Source organism: Enterobacter sp. 4974935, assembly GCF_058661735.1.
In genome coordinates, this window is the sequence record NZ_JBZWGT010000003.1 from 997,067 (window position 1) to 1,013,092 (window position 16,026).

Below are 16,026 nucleotides of genomic sequence, written 5' to 3' on the forward strand. Positions count from 1 at the left end.
TTATGATGGAAATTCTGCGTGGTTCGCCTGCACTGTCTGCCTTCCGTATTAATAAACTGCTGGCACGTTTTCAGGCGGCCGACCTTCCGGTAAGCAATATTTACGCTGAGTATGTCCATTTTGCTGACCTGAATGCCCCCCTGAATGCAGAGGAGCGCGTACAGCTGGAACGTCTGCTTAAATATGGCCCAAGCCTGAGCAGCCATACGCCGACCGGCAAATTAATCCTCGCCACGCCACGTCCTGGCACCATCTCCCCCTGGTCTTCCAAAGCCACCGACATCGCGCACAACTGCGGCCTGAGCCAGATTAACCGTCTGGAGCGCGGCGTGGCGTACTATGTGGAAGCGTCAACCCTGAGCGACGCGCAGTGGCAGGCCGTGACAGCGGAGCTGCACGACCGCATGATGGAGAGCGTGTTTGACTCTCTGGATGATGCGCAGAAACTGTTCTCCCACCATCAGCCTGCGCCGGTACAGAGCGTGGATCTGCTGGGGCAGGGGCGTCAGGCGCTGATCGACGCAAACCTGCGTCTTGGTCTGGCGCTCGCAGAAGATGAAATCGACTACCTTCAGGATGCATTCGTTAAGCTGAATCGCAACCCGAACGACATCGAACTGTATATGTTCGCGCAGGCCAACTCCGAGCACTGCCGCCACAAAATTTTCAACGCCGACTGGATTATCGACGGCGAACAGCAGCCGAAGTCGCTGTTCAAAATGATCAAAAACACCATGGAGCAAACCCCTGACCACGTGCTGTCTGCCTATAAAGACAACGCCGCGGTGATGGAAGGTTCCGAGGTGGGCCGCTTCTTCGCCGACCGCGAAGCAGGGCGCTATGACTTCCACCAGGAGCCTGCGCATATCCTGATGAAAGTGGAAACCCACAACCACCCGACGGCCATCTCTCCGTGGCCGGGTGCGGCGACCGGCTCCGGCGGTGAAATCCGTGACGAAGGTGCGACCGGTCGCGGCGCGAAACCAAAAGCGGGTCTGGTCGGTTTCTCCGTTTCCAACCTGCGTATCCCGGGCTTTGAACAGCCGTGGGAAGAAGATTTCGGCAAGCCAGAGCGCATTGTGACCGCGCTGGATATCATGACCGAAGGCCCGCTGGGCGGCGCGGCGTTCAACAATGAATTTGGTCGTCCGGCGCTGAACGGTTACTTCCGTACCTACGAAGAGAAAGTGGACAGCCACAACGGCGAAGAGCTGCGCGGCTACCACAAACCAATTATGCTGGCGGGCGGGATCGGCAACATTCGCGCCGATCACGTGCAAAAAGGTGAGATCGTCGTGGGCGCGAAGCTGATCGTGCTCGGCGGCCCGGCCATGAACATTGGTCTGGGCGGTGGTGCAGCCTCGTCTATGGCTTCCGGCCAGTCTGATGCGGATCTCGACTTCGCGTCCGTGCAGCGCGACAACCCGGAAATGGAGCGCCGCTGTCAGGAAGTGATCGACCGCTGCTGGCAGCTCGGCGATGCCAACCCGATTCTGTTTATCCACGACGTGGGCGCGGGTGGGCTCTCTAACGCCATGCCTGAGCTGGTGAGCGACGGCGGTCGCGGCGGGCGCTTCAACCTGCGCGATATCCTGAGCGATGAGCCAGGCATGAGCCCGCTGGAAATCTGGTGTAACGAATCCCAGGAGCGCTACGTGCTGGCGGTTGCTGCCGATCAGCTGCCGCTGTTTGACGAGCTGTGCCGCCGCGAGCGCGCGCCGTATGCCGTCATCGGTGAAGCGACCGAAGAGCAGCACCTGACTCTCAGTGATACCCATTTCGACAACCAGCCGATCGATCTGCCGCTCGACGTGCTTCTCGGCAAAACGCCGAAGATGACCCGCGACGTTACAACCCGCAAAGCGGCGGGTAAAGCGCTGGATCGTCAGGGCATTATTGTGGCGGAAGCGGTTAACCGCGTGCTGCACCTGCCTGCGGTGGCGGAGAAAACCTTCCTGGTCACCATCGGCGACCGTACCGTGACCGGTATGGTGTCACGCGATCAGATGGTCGGCCCGTGGCAGATCCCGGTCGCTAACTGCGCCGTGACCACCGCGAGCCTCGACAGCTACTACGGCGAAGCGATGGCGCTGGGTGAACGCACCCCGGTGGCTCTGCTGGACTTCGCCGCTTCTGCCCGTCTGGCGGTCGGTGAAGCGCTGACCAATATCGCCGCGACGCAGATTGGCGACATCAAACGCATCAAACTTTCCGCGAACTGGATGGCCGCTGCCGGTCACCCTGGCGAAGACGCGGGCCTGTACGAAGCGGTAAAAGCGGTGGGTGAAGAGCTGTGTCCTGCGCTCGGCCTGACCATTCCGGTGGGTAAAGACTCCATGTCGATGAAAACCCGCTGGCAGGAAGGCAGCGAGCAGCGCGAGATGACTTCGCCGCTGTCGCTGGTGATCACCGCGTTTGCGCGCGTGGAAGACGTGCGTCATACCGTTACGCCGCAGCTTTCCACTGAAGATAACGCCCTGCTGCTGATTGACCTCGGCAAAGGCCATAACGCGCTGGGTGCCACCGCGCTGGCACAGGTTTATCGCCAGCTCGGCGAAAAGCCAGCCGACGTGCGGGACGTCGCACAGTTGAAAGGCTTCTACGACGCAATTCAGGCGCTGGTGGCGCAGCGTAAGCTGCTGGCCTACCACGATCGTTCCGATGGCGGCCTGCTGGTGACGCTGGCAGAGATGGCCTTCACCGGCCACTGCGGCGTTGAAGCAAACATTGCAACGCTTGGTGAAGACCGCCTGGCGGCGCTGTTTAACGAAGAGCTGGGTGCCGTCATTCAGGTACGCGCCGCAGATCGCGACGCGGTGGAAGCGATTCTGGCGCAGCACGGTCTGGCAGACTGCGTGCACTATCTCGGTAAAGCGGTGCAGGGCGACCGTTTCGTGATTGAAGCCGACGGCCACCCGGTGTTCAGCGAAAGCCGCACCACGTTGCGTATGTGGTGGGCGGAAACCACCTGGCAGATGCAGCGCCTGCGTGACAACCCGGAATGTGCCGATCAGGAGCATAACGCGAAGGCGAACGACAACGATCCTGGCCTGAACGTGAAGCTCACCTTCGACATCAACGAAGACATTGCCGCGCCGTACATTGCGACCGGTGCGCGTCCTAAAGTGGCCGTGTTGCGCGAACAGGGCGTTAACTCCCACGTTGAGATGGCAGCGGCCTTCCACCGGGCGGGCTTTGACGCCATCGACGTCCACATGAGCGACCTGCTGGCAGGGCGTACCGGGCTGGATGATTTCCAGGCACTGGTAGCCTGCGGGGGGTTCTCCTACGGTGACGTGCTGGGCGCGGGCGAAGGCTGGGCGAAGTCCATCCTGTTCAACAGCCGCGTACGTGACGAGTTTGAAACCTTCTTCCACCGTCCGCAGACGCTGGCGCTGGGGGTGTGTAACGGCTGCCAGATGATGTCTAACCTGCGCGAGCTGATCCCGGGCAGCGAAGCCTGGCCGCGCTTTGTGCGTAACCAGTCTGACCGCTTTGAAGCGCGCTTCAGCCTGGTAGAAGTAACCCAAAGCCCGTCTCTGCTGTTGCAGGGGATGGTCGGTTCGCAGATGCCAATCGCGGTTTCGCACGGTGAAGGTCAGGTTGAAGTCCGTGATGCGGCGCACCTGGCTCAGCTTGAAAGCAAAGGACTGGTGGCGCTGCGCTTTGTTGATAACTTTGGCAAGGTCACCGAAACCTATCCGGCTAACCCGAACGGTTCGGCAAATGGCATTACCGCGGTCACCAGCGAAAGCGGTCGGGTGACGATTATGATGCCGCACCCGGAGCGTGTCTTCCGTACCGTGAGCAACTCCTGGCACCCGGAAAACTGGGGCGAGGACAGCCCGTGGATGCGCATTTTCCGCAACGCACGTAAACAACTAGGTTAAGTTTCAACGCTCTGACTGTAGGCCCGGTAAGCGCGAGCGCCACCGGGCTTTTTTGTCTCTGTCGCAAAATCGCGACAACTCTCTGGTCTGAGTGTCTCCAAAAGGAGACATTTAACCTGTTGATTTATATGCGGCAGGACAGGTTCCCGTTAAGGTGTTGCTTAATAGCGACACTTAGCCTGGAAATCATTCACGTAACAATCAATACGTTTTGATAATAAAAATATTACTAATCATAAGGATAGCATTAATTTTTGCAATCTGGCACGCGTGTTGCATAATAGTAACCAGTGGCTCATTCACCTTGTTATGTCAGCCCCTTCGGGACGTGCTACATAAACTTCGAATGACGCACAAAAAGGTGCCTGCCGTCCAACTACTGATTATTGCAATGCTTTATCAGGCCAGGGCGAAACGTCGAGTTAGGCACCGCCTTATTCCATGACAAAGCCGGGTTTTTACCCGGCTTTGTTGTATCTGAAGGGCAGACTCAGTTACGCTCTCCTCAAACCCGGATGAAGAGAGTAATGTGTTGAAACGCTGGCCCGCTTTCCCTCGCTCCCTGCGACAGCTCGTTATGATGGCCTTCCTGCTGATCCTGCTACCTTTGCTGGTTCTGGCCTGGCAGGCCTGGCAAAGCCTGAACGCGTTAAGTGCACAGGCGGCCCTGACTAACCGCACCACGCTTATTGATGCTCGCCGTAGCGAGGCGATGACCAACGCCGCGCTTGAGATGGAGCGTAGCTATCGCCAGTACTGCGTGCTGGACGATCGCACGCTGGAGAGGGTCTATCAGAACCAGCGTAAACGCTACAGCGAAATGCTGGACGCCCACGCCGGGGTGCTGCCAGATGACAAACTCTATCAGGCGCTGCGTCAGGATCTGAACGATCTGGCGCAGCTCCAGTGCAAAAACAGCGGTCCTGATGCCGCCGCCGCCGCCCGACTTGAAGCCTTCGCGAACGCCAATACGGAGATGGTTCAGTCCACCCGTACGGTTATCTTTTCCCGTGGTCAGCAGCTCCAGCAGGAGATTGCCGAGCGCGGCCAGTTCTTCGGCTGGCAGGCGCTGGTGCTGTTCCTCGTCAGCCTGGGGCTGGTGCTGCTCTTTACCCGCATGATCATCGGCCCCGTGAAGGGGATCCAGCGGATGATTAACCGCCTGGGGGAGGGTAAATCTCTCGGGGATACGGTCGTTTTTAAAGGCCCGCGCGAGCTGCGCTCGGTCGGTCAACGCATCATCTGGCTTTCAGAGCGCCTGGCATGGCTGGAATCGCAGCGCCACCAGTTCCTGCGCCATATCTCACACGAACTCAAAACGCCGCTGGCCAGCATGCGTGAAGGTACGGAACTGCTGGCCGACGAAGTGGCGGGGCCGTTAACCCCTGAGCAAAAAGAGATCGTGGCGATTCTGGATGCCAGCAGCCGCAATTTACAAAAGCTTATTGAACAACTGCTGGACTATAACCGCAAGCTGGCGGATGGTGCTGTGGTGCTTGAAAGCGTTGAGATTGAACCGCTGGTGGACATGGTGATCTCCGCCCATAGCCTGCCAGCAAGAGCTAAAATGATGCATACCCAGGTGGAACTCAACGCGCCAGCCTGTCTTGCAGAACCGATGCTGTTAATGAGCGTACTGGATAATCTTTATTCCAATGCGGTGCACTATGGTACTGAATCCGGTACCATTTATATCAGAAGCAATAACAACGGTTCGCGGGTATTTATTGACGTAGCGAATACCGGAAGCCCGATTCCGGATGATGAAAAAACGATGATCTTTGAACCCTTCTTCCAGGGGAGTCATCAGCGAAAAGGTGCGGTAAAAGGAAGTGGTCTGGGGCTGAGTATTGCCCGCGACTGCATACGACGCATGCAGGGTGAGCTTAACATCGTGAGTGATGAACGCGCCGATGTCTGTTTTCGTATCGAACTGCCTCTTGAGCCGGAAAAATCAATGAAATGAATAACAACCTGGTGAGTATGTCACACGTCTTTTACCGCGCACTGCGCGCGGTGTTTTCCAGCAAAAATGTGCGCCTCAGCCTGCCCTGCTTACTGCTGGCAGGCTGTGTAACCCATGCACCGAAAAGTGCAATTAGCCACAAACAGGAAGATAAATGGCCGCAAAAACAGCTGGCTGATTTCCTTTCGACACGTTGCGATGATATCTGGAGCCTGTCGGGGCGAGATGTTGAATCCAATCCGCTGTTCTGGCTGCGCGGAATAGACTGCGCCCAGCGGCTGGCGCCCGCCGAGGCCCGTGCCCAGGCGGCGATGCTGGTGGACGATACCTGGCAGGACGCATTTAAACGCGGGATCGTGATGGCGGATGCCAGAATCACGCCTGTCGAACGCCGCGCCAACGTGACGCGGCTGGATACTTACGTGATCAATATTCCCCCGCAGGTGCGCCCGGTCTATCAGCTCTGGCGGGACGGACAAACCCTGCAATTACAGCTGTCTGAAGAGCGTTTCCGCTACAGCAAATTGCAGCAGTCAAGCGACAGCGAGCTTGATGCGCTTCGCCAGCAGCAGGAGTCGCTGCGCGAGCAGCTGGAAACCACCACCCGCAAGCTCGAAAATCTGACCGATATCGAAAGACAGCTCTCGACGCGTAAGCCGGCAGGCAGCTATCTGCCCGATGGGTCGAAAGGCAACTCTGCCACGACGCCAGACAGTGAGATGCCGAAACAAGAGGATGTGAAGCCATGACAAGCCGTAAACCTGCCCATCTGTTACTGGTGGATGACGATCCCGGGCTGTTAAAGCTGCTGGGAATGCGTCTGGTCAGCGAAGGCTACAGCGTGGTCACCGCTGAAAGCGGGCAGGAGGGGCTGAAGGTGCTCAGCCGTGAGAAAATCGATCTGGTGATCAGCGATTTGCGCATGGATGAAATGGATGGCCTGCAACTGTTCACGGAGATCCAGAAGCAGCAGCCCGGGATGCCGGTGATTATCCTCACCGCTCACGGATCTATTCCTGATGCGGTGGCCGCGACGCAGCAGGGGGTATTCAGCTTCCTCACCAAACCGGTGGATAAAGACGCCCTCTATAAAGCGATCGACAGCGCCCTTGAGCACGCGGCGCCATCCGGCGACGACGCCTGGCGTGAATCCATCGTGACGCGTAGCCCTGTAATGCTGCGCCTGCTGGAACAGGCGCGGATGGTGGCGCAATCCGATGTTAGCGTGCTGATCAACGGCCAGAGCGGGACCGGGAAAGAGATCCTCGCCCAGGCGATCCACAACGCCAGCCCGCGCAGTAAAAATGCTTTTATTGCCATTAACTGTGGCGCGTTGCCGGAACAGCTGCTCGAATCAGAGCTCTTCGGCCATGCCCGCGGCGCCTTTACCGGCGCGGTGAGCAGCCGTGAAGGGCTGTTCCAGGCGGCTGAGGGGGGCACGCTGTTCCTTGATGAAATTGGCGATATGCCCGCGCCGCTGCAGGTCAAATTGCTGCGCGTGTTGCAGGAGCGGAAAGTACGTCCGCTCGGCAGCAACCGCGATATCGATATCAACGTGCGTATTATTTCCGCCACCCACCGTGATTTACCCAAGGTGATGGCGCGCAACGAGTTCCGCGAAGATCTCTACTATCGACTGAATGTCGTCAACCTGAAAATCCCGGCGCTGGCCGAGCGTGCGGAAGATATCCCGCTGCTGGCAAATCACCTTTTGCGCCAGGCCGCTGACCGCCACAAACCATTTGTGCGCGCGTTCTCCACCGATGCGATGAAACGCCTGATGACCGCAAGCTGGCCGGGTAACGTACGCCAGCTGGTGAACGTGATTGAGCAGTGCGTGGCGCTGACGTCATCGCCGGTGATCAGCGATGCGCTGGTGGAGCAGGCGCTCGAGGGGGAAAACACGGCCTTACCGACGTTTGCGGAAGCGCGAAATCAGTTCGAGCTGAACTATCTGCGCAAGCTGCTGCAAATCACCAAAGGCAACGTGACCCACGCGGCGCGCATGGCCGGGCGTAACCGTACCGAGTTCTATAAATTGCTCTCACGCCACGAGCTGGAAGCGAACGATTTTAAAGAGTAATACCGCAAAATTCGCCTGAATATGATACTGTGAGCAACCGATTACGAGGCTGCTTACTGGCAAGAGTTTAAGGACCCACCATGAAAAAAATTGATGCGATTATTAAACCTTTCAAACTGGATGATGTACGTGAAGCGCTGGCAGAAGTAGGCATCACCGGGATGACCGTAACTGAAGTGAAAGGTTTTGGTCGTCAGAAGGGCCACACCGAGCTTTACCGTGGCGCAGAGTACATGGTGGACTTTCTGCCGAAAGTGAAAATCGAGATCGTGGTGAGCGATGATATCGTCGATACCTGTGTGGATACCATCATCCGCACGGCGCAGACCGGTAAAATTGGCGACGGGAAAATCTTCGTCTTTGACGTGGCGCGCGTGATCCGTATCCGTACCGGCGAAGAAGACGACGCGGCGATTTAACATTCTTGCCGGGTGGCGCTGCGCTTACCCGGCCTACAGAACCCTTCGCAGGTCCGTGCAAGCGCAGCGCCGCCGGGCGATTACAGCACTTTATGCGGGCCGAAACATTCGTAATGAATGTTGTCTTTGTTCACGCCCAGGTCTACCAGCTGCTTCGCGGCATACTGCATAAACGCTACCGGCCCACACACGTAGAACTGCATCCCCGGTGCGCTAAACGCCCCTTCGTGCTGCCCTAAATTCATCAGGCCTTCGCTGTCAAAACGTGCCGCTGCGCGGTCAGCTTCCGTGGGTAAACGATACCAGGTATGCGCGGTAAAGTGTGGCAGACCCGCTCCGAGCGCTTTCACTTCATCTGCAAAGGCGTGCACATCACCGTTTTCGGCCGCGTGGAACCAGTTAACCTGCGCACTGTGGTTTGATTTTGCCAGCGTATCCAGCATCGCCAGCATTGGCGTTTGACCAACACCTGCGGAAATCAGCGTCACCGGGGTACCCGATTCCACCGCCATAAAGAAATCACCCGCTGGCGCGGCCAGATGAACGATATCACCCACGCTGGCGACGTTATGCAGCCAGCTGGATACCTGACCGCCTTCCTCACGTTTAACCGCAATGCGATAGCCTTTGCCGTCTGGCTTGCGGGTCAGGGAGTACTGGCGAATCTCCTGGTGCGGGAAGCCTTCAGGCTTCAGCCAGACGCCCAGATACTGCCCCGGCTGGTAATCGGCAACTGGCTGGCCGTCTACCGGCTCAAACTCAAAGCTGGTGATCAGTGCGCTGCGCGGGGTTTTCTCAACGATGCGGAAAGCACGCGTGCCTTCCCAGCCGCCATTCTTGCTGGCGTTTTCGCTGTAGATCTGCGCTTCACGGTTGATGAACACGTTTGCCAGCACGCCGTATGCCTTACCCCAGGCATCCAGCACTTCCTGGCCCGGGCTGAACATTTCGTCCAGGGTTGCCAGCAGGTGACTGCCCACGATGTTGTACTGCTCAGGTTTGATCTGGAAGCTGGTGTGCTTCTGCGCGATTTTTTCCACCGCAGGCAGCAGAGCCGGCAGGTTTTCGATGTTGCTGGCATAGGCGGCAATAGCGTTAAACAGCGCTTCGCGCTGATCGCCGTTACGCTGGTTGCTCATGTTGAAAATCTCTTTGAGCTCCGGGTTATGCGCAAACATGCGATCGTAGAAATGAGCGGTCAGTTTAGGACCCGTTTCAACCAGCAGGGGGATTGTGGCTTTCACGGTAGCGATGGTTTGGGCGTCGAGCATAGCAGCTTCCTTCTGATGTTACTTTAATGATGTATTTTATATGCATCTTATAAAAATACCCCTGCAATGTAAATGGTTCTTTGCATCGTGAAAAATATGCATCACAAAGCTGAAAAGAAATCCGTTGAAAATGGCGAGAGCTTTATTGCTCAAACCCTTGCGTGGCGTGGAGGTAAACGTTTGCGTAAAATCGTTTGTCAAGACCTGTTATCGCAGAACTATTCAGTTATACTGTTGCCCGTCGTCCAACAGGACTGCCTTTTCAGGCCAAAAATTTACTTGTTAGCTGAGTCAGGAGATGCGGATGTTAAAGCGTGAAATGAACATTGCCGATTATGATGCCGAACTGTGGCAGGCTATGGAGCAGGAAAAAGTACGTCAGGAAGAGCACATCGAACTGATCGCCTCCGAAAACTACACCAGCCCGCGCGTGATGCAGGCGCAGGGTTCTCAGCTGACCAACAAATATGCTGAAGGTTATCCGGGCAAGCGCTACTACGGCGGTTGCGAATACGTTGATATCGTTGAGCAACTGGCGATTGACCGTGCGAAAGAACTCTTTGGCGCTGACTACGCGAACGTCCAGCCGCACTCTGGCTCTCAGGCTAACTTCGCTGTTTACACCGCGCTGTTGCAGCCGGGCGATACCGTTCTGGGTATGAACCTGGCGCAGGGCGGCCACCTGACTCACGGCTCTCCGGTTAACTTCTCTGGCAAACTGTACAACATCATCCCTTACGGTATTGATGAGTCCGGTAAAATTGACTACGAAGACATGGCGAAGCAGGCCAAAGAGCACAAGCCGAAGATGATCATCGGTGGCTTCTCTGCTTACTCCGGCATCGTTGACTGGGCAAAAATGCGTGAAATCGCTGACAGCATCGGCGCGTACCTGTTCGTCGACATGGCGCACGTTGCCGGTCTGATTGCCGCTGGCGTTTACCCGAACCCGGTTCCACATGCGCACGTTGTGACCACCACCACCCACAAAACCCTGGCGGGTCCACGCGGTGGCCTGATCCTGGCGAAAGGCGGTGACGAAGAGCTGTACAAAAAGCTGAACTCCGCCGTGTTCCCAAGCGCCCAGGGCGGCCCGCTGATGCACGTTATCGCCGCGAAAGCCGTCGCGCTGAAAGAAGCAATGGAGCCAGAGTTCAAGGTTTACCAGCAGCAGGTTGCTAAAAACGCCAAAGCGATGGTGGAAGTGTTCCTGAATCGTGGTTACAAAGTGGTGTCCGGTGGGACTGAAAACCACCTGTTCCTGCTGGATTTGGTCGATAAGAACCTGACCGGTAAAGAAGCTGACGCAGCCCTCGGCCGCGCCAACATCACCGTGAACAAAAACAGCGTGCCAAACGATCCGAAGAGCCCGTTCGTGACTTCCGGTATCCGTATCGGTTCTCCGGCCGTAACTCGCCGTGGCTTTAAAGAAGCGCAAGTGAAAGAGCTGGCGGGCTGGATGTGTGACGTTCTGGACAACATCAATGACGACGCGGTTATCGAGCGCGTTAAAGGTAAAGTTCTGGACATCTGCGCACGCTTCCCGGTGTACGCATAATTCTCTGCGTTTCAGAACTGAAAAAGGCCGCTCATGCGGCCTTTTTTTATGGGCTAACGTCGGTCGAGGGAGATGGCCCCCGGCCCGGTTATCGCCAGCAAAATAAAGGCGCCAGCGATACTCACATTTTTATAGAAGTTAATCATATTTGGCAGGACCGCATCGCCCGTCATATCCCAGTAGTGGTGTCCAATCACCGCCGTTCCCAGCGTATAGAAGACAAAGATCACCGCGAGGGGGCGGGTAAAAAAGCCCAGAACGATCAGAATCGCGGCGGGGATTTCCATTACCACCGCAATAATCGCGGCCAGCATGGGCATGGGGGCGCCGAGCGACGTCATGTACTGAACGGTGCCGCTAAACCCCGTCAGCTTGGGATAACCGAAAATAATAAACAGGACCACGATAGCAATGCGGGCAATTAAAAGCAGGAGAGAACGAGAGGATCCGAAATCGAAATAACGTAAGCTGTTCATGGCAAACGACCTCTTCAGGCGATGTCTTATAAACGTAATACAGTTTTACCGCTCTCGCCATACGCTGTACGGCTGGTGATGATGTTAATTTTTAGTTAATTTATAGCGCGCTAACGACTTGCTAAAGTCAGGGATTAACGCCAGACTATCGCCTCCATTTCGGGAGGGATTCATGGTCTTGCATTCCACGCGCTGGCTGGCGCTCAGCTATTTCACCTATTTCTTTAGTTACGGTATTTTTTTGCCTTTCTGGAGCGTCTGGCTCAAGGGAATTGGTCTGACGCCTGAGACCATCGGCATCCTGCTGGGCACGGGGCTGGTGGCACGTTTCCTGGGTAGCCTGCTGATAGCACCCCGCGTCAGCGATCCCTCTCTGTTGATTAAAGCGGTGCGAATTCTGGCCCTCCTGACGCTGGTCTTTGCGGCCTGCTTCTGGGTCAGCCACCAGTTTGCCTGGCTGATGGTGGTGATGGTTGGCTTTAATCTGTTCTTCTCCCCGCTGGTGCCGCTGACGGATGCCCTGGCGAACACCTGGCAAAAGCAGATCACCATGGACTATGGACGCGTGCGCCTGTGGGGATCGATTGCCTTCGTGATTGGCTCTGCGCTGGTCGGGAAACTGGTCAGCCTCTATGACTATCGCGCCATTCTGGCCCTGTTAACGCTCGGCATCGCCTCGATGCTGCTCGGTATGTTGCTGCGTCCGTCGGTGATGCCGCAGGGCGAAAGCCGCCATCAGGAGAGCGCTGGCTGGCCCGCCTGGCGCTCGCTGGTGGCGCAAAGCTGGCGTTTCCTGGCCTGCGTCTGTCTGCTTCAGGGGGCGCATGCGGCCTATTACGGCTTCAGCGCCATCTACTGGCAGGGGGCGGGCTACTCGGCTTCTGCGGTAGGCTACCTGTGGTCGCTCGGCGTGGTAGCGGAGGTCATTATCTTCGCGCTGAGCCAAAAACTGTTCCGTCGTTTCGGGGCGCGTGACCTGCTGCTGCTTTCCGCCGTTTGCGGCGTAGCGCGCTGGGGCATCATGGGCTGGACGACGGAGCTGCCGTGGCTGATTGTGGCGCAAATTCTGCACTGCGGAACCTTCACCGTCTGCCATCTGGCGGCGATGCGCTATATCGCGGCGCGAGAGGGTGGGGACGTTATTCGTCTTCAGGCAGTCTATTCAGCGGTGGCGATGGGCGGCAGTATTGCGGTGATGACCGTATTTGCCGGTTTCCTCTATCAGCACCTGGGCCACGGTGTGTTCTGGGTGATGGCGCTGGTCGCTTTACCGGCCATTGTCATCCGCCCTAAAGTCGCTGCTCGCACGTAACTAGGATTCGAGCATAACGCGAATATGTTCCTGCTGCTGCGTGTTCAGGGTCTCAACGGCATGAATGAGCGGCGGCGAGAACAGCGGCAGGGCGGTTGGATAAGGCGTAATAACCAGCGCCGCCTCGCGGGGGGCGCCCTCCTTCTTAAACGCTTCCAGGCTAAGATAACGAATATTGAGCGGCAGCAGCGTCAGCTCGCGAAGCTGCTGCTCAATTAACTCCTCGCAGGCTTTATCTTCCCCCGTTAACAGGACCACCTGTTTTTCATGAAGATCGGTTTCCTGCATCAGCCAGGCACCAAAAATCACCGCCACCAGAGCCATCTCTTCACCGGAGAATCGCAGGCCAAATTCGGCTTCCAGCTCAAACAGCGCCTCTTTAGTGGTGCGCAGCAGCCGGGGGTATAGACGGTGGATCTCTTCCGGCAGACTGTTGTCGATGCCGATGTCAAATAAGGAGCGGTCCAGCGCCTGAGCCAGATGAATATACAGCTGATCGGTCAGCCCTTGCTCATCGCTGAAGTTCATCCCGGTTTGCGCCCGGAAACGGGCAATCATACGCACGATGGCCCGACGCAGGCGCTGATCCTGCTGGTGTTTATCCAGTACCGGGTCGGGTGTGCGGAGCATCATAAACAGCAGCGCCAGGAACAGCTGTTCATCACTGTGCGTTCCCTGCGGGACGCGCCGTTTCCAGTGACGGACAATTTCCTGCGCCGTAAAGTATTCCCCTCTCGATTGCGTCCAGCTGCGCTGAACGGGTGAAAACTCCGGCGTATTACCCAGATGATGCTGAATAAGACAATATTGCAGATAAAGCTGTAAAAACTGTACGTCGCGGGACTCAAACTGGCGCTGAAGCTTGCGCGCGCAAAAGTTGATAAGCGCCCGAAGGTTCGCATCGTCATAAAGCGGGCGGGCAATGCCGTGCTGTTTGAGCGCGGTTTTTAAGGCAGGGGTAAACTGTTGGGCGACAAAATGTGGACACAGCCGAAGCGCCCTGCGCAGCCAGTGCAGCAGGCACAAACGCTGATTCAGGGCGGAGCCCTCAATACGGTAGCAACCGTCATGGTGCGTGACGATATCAAGCCGATGATAGCGCTGGATTTCATCGCGCGTCTCGGCTATATCTTGCCGTGCCAGGACGTCGTCCACGCCGTTGGCAGCGATTATGCTCTGTGCGGTGACGGCAGCATCGGGCAGGTAAAGCATCAAAAGCACCTGGCAACGGCGCTGCGAACTGGAAAGCACAGATGGAATTTCAAGCGTCGTCATCATCTGTCGGGTATCCAGTGTGAATGTTTGATAAGAATAGCTAAAGGATGGGCGCTGAAAAGCGCGCCGGCAGGCCTTTCATTCAGGATTGCTGGCGAACATCACAGAATTTTTGACGTGAGGAATTGATGCAAACAGTTAAACAAAGCGTGACAGCGTTATTTTTGGCGGTTATCACCTCCGCCGCCAGCGCACATCCTCACAGCTTTATCAGCCTGAAAACCGAACTGGTGACGGACGGCACACAGCTCAGCGGCCTGAAGATGCGCTGGACGATGGATGAAATCACCTCCGCCGACCTGCTGTACGATGCCGGAAACGCAAAGCCCGGCGACGAGATCTGGAAAAAGCTGGCGGCGGAAGTCATGGCCAACGTGCTGGGTCAGCACTACTTCACCGAGTTCTGGCACAACGGACAAAAGGTGAAATTTCTTAACCGTCCCACGGAGTACGGTATGACCCGCGACGGCCATCAGGCGGTGCTGACGTTTATCCTTCCGCTGGCGCACCCTCAGCCGCTGGCCGGGCAGAAGTACAGGTTTTCCACGTTTGACCCAACCTACTATGTCGATATGCATTACGCCCAGGACAGCGACGTGCAGTTGCCAGAAATATTGCAAAAAAGCTGCAAAATTGCCGTGCACACGCCGACGCCCAGTGAAGAGACGCTGAACTTTGCCGTTTCCCTTGATAAAGAAGATGCGCCTCCAGAAGACATGGAATTAGGAAAACAGTTTGCGCAGGAGGTGACGTTACAATGTCAGTGATCTCCTCCCCCGTCAGTAAGCCGCGTCGCTGGCTGCACCTCTGGCCTCTGGCGCTCTTTTTGCTGTTAGCGTCTGGCGGCGCGCTCTGGCTGTGGCAGGCATGGCCGCAGGTGATGATGAAAAGTATCCTCTGGCAGCGGGAAGTTAATCAGCAGATGAGCGGGCTGCTGAAAGCCGTGGCGGAAAATCCGTCCAAAGCGGGCGGCTCTCTTCTGGCGTTCAGCTTTATCTATGGCGTGCTGCATGCCCTGGGGCCGGGGCACGGCAAAATCGTCATCACGACCTGGCTTGCCACCCATCCGTCGAAGCTGAAATCGAGTATCGGCCTGACGCTGGCTTCCTCGTTACTTCAGGGCGGTGTGGCAATTGCGCTGGTCGTGGTCGTCCTTTCGCTGCTACAGCTCCCGGCCCGCCAGCTGCATATGAGCAGCTTCTGGCTGGAGAAGGGAAGTTACGCGCTGGTAGGCGTGCTGGGGCTGATCCTCTGCCTGAGGGCGCTGAAAAAATTGCGCGCGTTGCTGCAAAAACCAAAATTCAAAATCTTTGCGCCGCATCACCTTCACCATGAAAACTGCGGGTGCGGGCATCAGCATCTGCCGACGCAGGAACAATTACAGAATGGTGACGACTGGCGTGCGCGCCTGATGATTGTTCTCTCAATGGGGATGCGTCCGTGCTCGGGCGCAATCATGGTGCTGTTGTTCAGCAAAGTGATAGGTGTATTTGGCTGGGGCATGATCTCGGCGCTGGCGATGGCGGCGGGAACATCTCTGACTATCTCTTCGTTAGCCTTGCTGGTGCACAGCTTCCGTCAGCTGGCGGTAAAACTCAGCGGCAATAAAACGCCGGTATTGTGGCGACAGGTTGGCTGGACGACGCTTGCGCTGGCGGGCGGGGTGATTCTGCTGGTGGCTGCGGTCACGATGTGGATAAGTGCGGTGCCGGTGGGAAGGGGGTTGCGGCCTTTTTAGCCATACCTGAGGAGTTTGTAGGCCCGGTAAGCGTAGCG

General features: G+C 56.9%; 12 protein-coding genes. 9 read left to right on the top strand and 3 right to left on the bottom strand.

Annotated elements, in window-relative coordinates:
* The first annotated feature begins 2 nt into the window (after nt 1–2).
* The 5 genes from purL to glnB all read left to right on the top strand — a co-directional run bounded on the left by purL (nt 3) and on the right by glnB (nt 8,358).
* Complete coding sequence (gene purL, locus AC4OVS_RS06035) at nt 3–3,890, top strand: phosphoribosylformylglycinamidine synthase (protein WP_048966847.1); 3,888 nt, start codon at nt 3–5, stop codon at nt 3,888–3,890.
* A 532-nt stretch (nt 3,891–4,422) separates the two neighbouring features.
* Nucleotides 4,423–5,856 carry a two component system sensor histidine kinase QseE/GlrK gene (gene qseE / locus AC4OVS_RS06040; protein WP_032622390.1) on the top strand — a complete coding sequence of 478 codons (1,434 nt, stop codon included), beginning with the start codon at nt 4,423–4,425 and terminating at the stop codon, nt 5,854–5,856.
* Entirely contained in the window at nt 5,853–6,605 is a 753-nt protein-coding gene (gene qseG / locus AC4OVS_RS06045; RefSeq protein ID WP_023300725.1) for a two-component system QseEF-associated lipoprotein QseG, read from the top strand. Before qseE ends, qseG begins: the two co-directional genes overlap by 4 nt.
* On the top strand, nt 6,602–7,939 hold the full coding sequence (gene glrR / locus AC4OVS_RS06050; protein ID WP_015572150.1) for a two-component system response regulator GlrR: 1,338 nt from the start codon (nt 6,602–6,604) through the stop codon (nt 7,937–7,939). Before qseG ends, glrR begins: the two co-directional genes overlap by 4 nt.
* Nucleotides 7,940–8,019: 80 nt before the next feature.
* On the top strand, nt 8,020–8,358 hold the full coding sequence (gene glnB, locus AC4OVS_RS06055) for a nitrogen regulatory protein P-II (RefSeq protein WP_003860685.1): 339 nt from the start codon (nt 8,020–8,022) through the stop codon (nt 8,356–8,358).
* 80 nt (nt 8,359–8,438) lie between these two features.
* Here the strand turns inward: glnB and hmpA are convergent, their stop codons facing one another.
* Nucleotides 8,439–9,629, bottom strand: coding sequence for an NO-inducible flavohemoprotein (gene hmpA, locus AC4OVS_RS06060; protein ID WP_032623756.1), 1,191 nt, complete (start codon nt 9,627–9,629; stop codon nt 8,439–8,441).
* 304 nt (nt 9,630–9,933) lie between these two features.
* Here hmpA and glyA point away from each other — a divergent pair, with 304 nt between their 5' ends.
* Nucleotides 9,934–11,187 carry a serine hydroxymethyltransferase gene (gene glyA / locus AC4OVS_RS06065; protein ID WP_491922257.1) on the top strand — a complete coding sequence of 418 codons (1,254 nt, stop codon included), beginning with the start codon at nt 9,934–9,936 and terminating at the stop codon, nt 11,185–11,187.
* Nucleotides 11,188–11,240: 53 nt separating this feature from the next.
* On the opposite strand, the gene AC4OVS_RS06070 is transcribed toward glyA, so the two are convergent.
* Complete coding sequence (locus AC4OVS_RS06070) at nt 11,241–11,663, bottom strand: DoxX family protein (protein ID WP_038416512.1); 423 nt, start codon at nt 11,661–11,663, stop codon at nt 11,241–11,243.
* A 172-nt stretch (nt 11,664–11,835) separates the two neighbouring features.
* On the opposite strand from AC4OVS_RS06070, the gene AC4OVS_RS06075 reads away from it, so the two are divergent.
* Nucleotides 11,836–12,975, top strand: coding sequence for a 3-phenylpropionate MFS transporter (locus tag AC4OVS_RS06075; RefSeq protein ID WP_063149210.1), 1,140 nt, complete (start codon nt 11,836–11,838; stop codon nt 12,973–12,975).
* Here the strand turns inward: AC4OVS_RS06075 and csiE are convergent, their stop codons facing one another.
* Nucleotides 12,976–14,253 carry a stationary phase inducible protein CsiE gene (gene csiE, locus AC4OVS_RS06080; protein WP_032623757.1) on the bottom strand — a complete coding sequence of 426 codons (1,278 nt, stop codon included), beginning with the start codon at nt 14,251–14,253 and terminating at the stop codon, nt 12,976–12,978.
* Between the two features lie 125 nt (nt 14,254–14,378).
* Between csiE and AC4OVS_RS06085 the strand changes: the two genes are divergently transcribed.
* Both AC4OVS_RS06085 and AC4OVS_RS06090 read left to right on the top strand, forming a co-directional pair.
* Entirely contained in the window at nt 14,379–15,017 is a 639-nt protein-coding gene (locus tag AC4OVS_RS06085; RefSeq protein ID WP_022649022.1) for a DUF1007 family protein, read from the top strand.
* Nucleotides 15,008–15,988 carry a nickel/cobalt transporter gene (locus AC4OVS_RS06090; protein WP_250116260.1) on the top strand — a complete coding sequence of 327 codons (981 nt, stop codon included), beginning with the start codon at nt 15,008–15,010 and terminating at the stop codon, nt 15,986–15,988. Before AC4OVS_RS06085 ends, AC4OVS_RS06090 begins: the two co-directional genes overlap by 10 nt.
* The last annotated feature ends 38 nt before the right edge of the window (nt 15,989–16,026 follow it).

What these genes read in the sequence shown, in the direction of transcription:
- glyA (WP_491922257.1), top strand. Translation starts at nt 9,934, where the DNA reads ATGTTAAAGCGTGAAATGAACATTGCCGATTATGATGCCGAACTGTGG.
- glnB (WP_003860685.1), top strand. Translation starts at nt 8,020, where the DNA reads ATGAAAAAAATTGATGCGATTATTAAACCTTTCAAACTGGATGATGTA.
- AC4OVS_RS06075 (WP_063149210.1), top strand. Translation starts at nt 11,836, where the DNA reads ATGGTCTTGCATTCCACGCGCTGGCTGGCGCTCAGCTATTTCACCTAT.
- AC4OVS_RS06085 (WP_022649022.1), top strand. Translation starts at nt 14,379, where the DNA reads ATGCAAACAGTTAAACAAAGCGTGACAGCGTTATTTTTGGCGGTTATC.
- glrR (WP_015572150.1), top strand. Translation starts at nt 6,602, where the DNA reads ATGACAAGCCGTAAACCTGCCCATCTGTTACTGGTGGATGACGATCCC.
- AC4OVS_RS06090 (WP_250116260.1), top strand. Translation starts at nt 15,008, where the DNA reads ATGTCAGTGATCTCCTCCCCCGTCAGTAAGCCGCGTCGCTGGCTGCAC.
- purL (WP_048966847.1), top strand. Translation starts at nt 3, where the DNA reads ATGATGGAAATTCTGCGTGGTTCGCCTGCACTGTCTGCCTTCCGTATT.
- csiE (WP_032623757.1), bottom strand. Translation starts at nt 14,253, where the DNA reads ATGATGACGACGCTTGAAATTCCATCTGTGCTTTCCAGTTCGCAGCGC.
- AC4OVS_RS06070 (WP_038416512.1), bottom strand. Translation starts at nt 11,663, where the DNA reads ATGAACAGCTTACGTTATTTCGATTTCGGATCCTCTCGTTCTCTCCTG.
- qseG (WP_023300725.1), top strand. Translation starts at nt 5,853, where the DNA reads ATGAATAACAACCTGGTGAGTATGTCACACGTCTTTTACCGCGCACTG.
- hmpA (WP_032623756.1), bottom strand. Translation starts at nt 9,629, where the DNA reads ATGCTCGACGCCCAAACCATCGCTACCGTGAAAGCCACAATCCCCCTG.